Origin of the sequence: Streptomyces misionensis (assembly GCF_007896895.1) — a bacterium.
GTDB lineage: Bacteria > Actinomycetota > Actinomycetes > Streptomycetales > Streptomycetaceae > Streptomyces > Streptomyces misionensis_A.
In genome coordinates this window covers 1-2,999 of the sequence record NZ_VOGW01000005.1, presented here as the reverse complement: position 1 = coordinate 2,999, position 2,999 = coordinate 1, and the positions used below count along the sequence as shown (strand labels likewise).

3 protein-coding genes and 2 pseudogenes are annotated in these 2,999 nt (G+C 74.1%); all 5 read right to left on the bottom strand.

Annotated elements, in window-relative coordinates; translation table 11 throughout:
• Positions 1-323, bottom strand: a pseudogene (locus FRZ03_RS39675) (aldehyde dehydrogenase (NADP(+))); the annotation flags it as partial.
• Complete coding sequence (locus FRZ03_RS39670) at positions 229-573, bottom strand: aldehyde dehydrogenase family protein (RefSeq protein ID WP_222443326.1); 345 nt, start codon at positions 571-573, stop codon at positions 229-231. The gene FRZ03_RS39670 and the pseudogene FRZ03_RS39675, both read right to left, overlap by 95 nt.
• Before the next feature lies 1 nt (position 574).
• Positions 575-934, bottom strand: a pseudogene (locus FRZ03_RS00995) (amino acid permease); the annotation flags it as partial.
• A gap of 92 nt (positions 935-1,026) precedes the next feature.
• The gene (locus FRZ03_RS00990; RefSeq protein ID WP_146463105.1) at positions 1,027-2,028 is read right to left on the bottom strand and encodes a proline racemase family protein; all 1,002 of its coding nucleotides are present in this window, start codon (positions 2,026-2,028) and stop codon (positions 1,027-1,029) included.
• On the bottom strand, positions 2,028-2,960 hold the full coding sequence (locus tag FRZ03_RS00985; protein WP_146463103.1) for a dihydrodipicolinate synthase family protein: 933 nt from the start codon (positions 2,958-2,960) through the stop codon (positions 2,028-2,030). Before FRZ03_RS00985 ends, FRZ03_RS00990 begins: the two co-directional genes overlap by 1 nt.
• Positions 2,961-2,999 lie beyond the last annotated feature (39 nt).

Sequence of the window (2,999 nt, the reverse complement as noted above, 5' to 3'; positions counted from 1 at the left end):
TGGTTCCACGGCACCCGGCCGCTGCGGTCGGCCGGCATCGCGGCCGCGCGGGCGAGTCGGTCCGACTCGGCCGCTTCGGCGTGCAGGGCGGCGGTGAGCCGGCCGGGGAGCGCGGCCAGTACGTCGAAGACCTCCGGGAGGCGGTCGTACGTGACGGCCAGGCTCAGGGGGCCGAAGCACTCCTCGGCGGCGGCCTCCCGGTCGGCTGCGCAGGCGGCGAGGTCCAGGTCAGCAGGCGGGGCGCGGCCGACGCCGGATCGTCCGGCCGGACCAGCCTGCGGGCGCCGGGCCGCCGGGACAGGTCCCGCGCCCCTCGGCGGCACCGGGCGTGACCACGACGGGGTTGACGCTGCCCAGTTCGCCGTAGAACGGGATCGGCTCGGGGCGCTCGGCGGCGATCCGGGCGAGCGTCAGGCCACCGCGCTGCGATCCGGTGAACGCGGCGGCGCGCAGGGCCGGGTGGCGCAGCGCGTCGACGCCCGCCCGCTCACCCTCGATCAGGCCGAACACCCCGGCCGGGGCCCCGGCGCCGGCCGGCGCCCGCCGGACGACCGTCGCCGTGCGACGGGACAGCTCCGTGCGCCGCGTAGGAGTAGGTGCAGGCGGAGCCGGCCTTGGGGATGGTGCCGGCGAACTCCGCGCAGCACAGCGCCGCCGCGGCGCCGGCGGTGATCGCGATCAGGAACGAGATCAGCACGCCGGGCCCGGCGTCCTGGTGGGCCACGACGCCGGCGAGCGAGAAGACGCCCGCGCCGACCAGACCGCCGAGGCTGAGGGCGACCAGTTGCCACAGCCCCACGGTCCGGCGCAGTCCGCCGCTGGTCTCCTCCTCCGAGGAGCCGACGGGGTTGAGGCGGAAGACGCCCGAGCGGGAGAACAGCCCCTGACCGCGGAGGGCCTGGTCCTGGTGTGTCGCTGGTGCGGTGCGGGACATGGGGCCCCTCCCGGTGATGCCGAAAAAGGCTCTGGGTGCGGGGAGTCGGCCAGGAGGCCGCGTGGGACGCGTGGGCCGCGTGCGGGGATGTCTCAGAGCACGAATCCGTGCGGGAACGGATCGCTCGGGTCGAGCAGGTAGTTCGCCGTGCCGGTGATCCACGCGCGGCCGGAGAACTCCGGTACGACGGCGGGCAGTCCGCCCACCTCCGCGGCGGCGACCAGCCGGCCGGTGAACCGGGTGCCGATGAACGACTCGTTCACGAACTCGGTGTGCAGGGGCAGTTGGCCCTGCGCGTTCAGCTGGGCCATCCGGGCCGAGGTGCCCGTGCCGCACGGTGAGCGGTCGAACCAGCCCGGGTGGATGGCCATGGCGTTGCGGGAGTGCCGGGCGGTGGAGTCCGGGGCCAGGAACTGCACGTGCTTGCAGCCGGAGATGTGCGGGTCCACCGGGTGGACCGGCCGGTTCCGCTCGTTCACCGCCCGCATGACCGCGAGGCCGGCGGCGAGGATCTCCTCCTTGTGCGCCCGGTCGAACGGCAGCCCCAGCCGGTCGAGTTCGACGATCGCGTAGAAGTTGCCGCCGTAGGCCATGTCGTAGCGCACGTCCCCGACGCCCGGCACCTTCGCCGTGGCGTCGAGTTCCAGCGCGAACGACGCCACGTTGCGCAGGGTGACCTGCTCGGCTCGGCCGTCGCGGACCGCGACCCGGGCCTCGACCAGCCCGGCGGGCGTGTCCAGGCGTACGACGGTCTCCGGTTCCGTGACCGGCACCATCCCGGTCTCCACCAGGACGGTGGCCACCCCGATCGTGCCGTGCCCGCACATCGGCAGGAAGCCGCTGACCTCGATGTACAGCACGCCCCAGTCGGCGTCCGGGCGGGTCGGCGGCTGGAGGATCGCGCCGCTCATCGCGGCGTGGCCGCGCGGCTCGTCGACCAGGAAGCGGCGCAGTTCGTCCAGGTGCTCCACGGCGTGGCGGCGCCGCTCGGCCATGGTGTCGCCCGGGACCGGTCCCACACCGCCGGTGACGACGCGGGTGGGCATGCCCTCGGTGTGCGAGTCGACCGCGCTGATCGTACGGACGGACCGCATCAGCCGGCCTGCTTGCCGAGGGCGGCCACGGCGCGGGCCATGTCGGCCTTCACCTGCTCGCGCATCCGCTCGGTCAGCGCGCCGCGCGGCGGGCGGCAGGGGCCGCCGAACCGACCGACCTGTTCCATGCCGAGCTTGATGGCCTGGACGAACTCGGTGCGCGAGTCCCAGCGGAACGCCGCGATCAGCGGCTCGTACAGGGCGCGGGCCTCCTCCACCTTGCCGGCCACCGCCAGCTCGTACAGGCGGACCGATTCCGCGGGGAAGACGTTCGGGAAACCGGCGAACCAGCCGGTGGCGCCCATCAGCAGGCTCTCCAGTACGACGTCGTCCGCGCCGCTGATCACCTCCAGGCCGGGCGCCTGCTCGCGGATCTCCAGGACGCGCCGGACGTCACCGGAGAACTCCTTCACCGCGACGACGTTGTCGATCCAGGAGATCTCGGCGAGCAGGTCCGGGGTGAGATCGACCTTGGTGTCGATGGGGTTGTTGTAGACCATCACCGGCAGGCCGACGGAGGCGACGGCCTCGAAGTGGGCGAGCACCTCGCCGCGGTTGGCGCGGTACATGGTCGGCGGCAGGCACAGCACGCCGTCGGCGCCGTCCTCGGCCGCCGCCTCGGCCCACTGCCGGGCCTGGTGGGAGCCCACGCCGTGCACCCCGACGACGACGGTCCCCGAGTCGCCGACCGCCTCGACGGCCGTACGGGCCACCCTGCGGCGCTCCTCGTCGGTCAGCGAGGAGTACTCGCCCAGCGAGCCGTTCGGGCCGACGCCGTGGCAGCCGTTGGCGACCAGCCAGCGGCAGTGCTCGGCGTACCGGTCGTAGTCGACGGCCAGGCCGGCCGGGGCGGAGGCGTCCTCGCGGTAGGGCAGCGCGGTGGCCACCACGACGCCGCCGAGGTTCGCGTGCTGCTTCTGGTCGTCGCTCATCGACTCTGCTCCGTCTTCGGGTGTCGGTTCTCGCGGGTG

Bases quoted from the DNA above. Each gene is read 5' to 3' on its own strand.
- FRZ03_RS00990 (WP_146463105.1), bottom strand. From the start codon at position 2,028: ATGCGGTCCGTCCGTACGATCAGCGCGGTCGACTCGCACACCGAGGGC.
- FRZ03_RS00985 (WP_146463103.1), bottom strand. From the start codon at position 2,960: ATGAGCGACGACCAGAAGCAGCACGCGAACCTCGGCGGCGTCGTGGTG.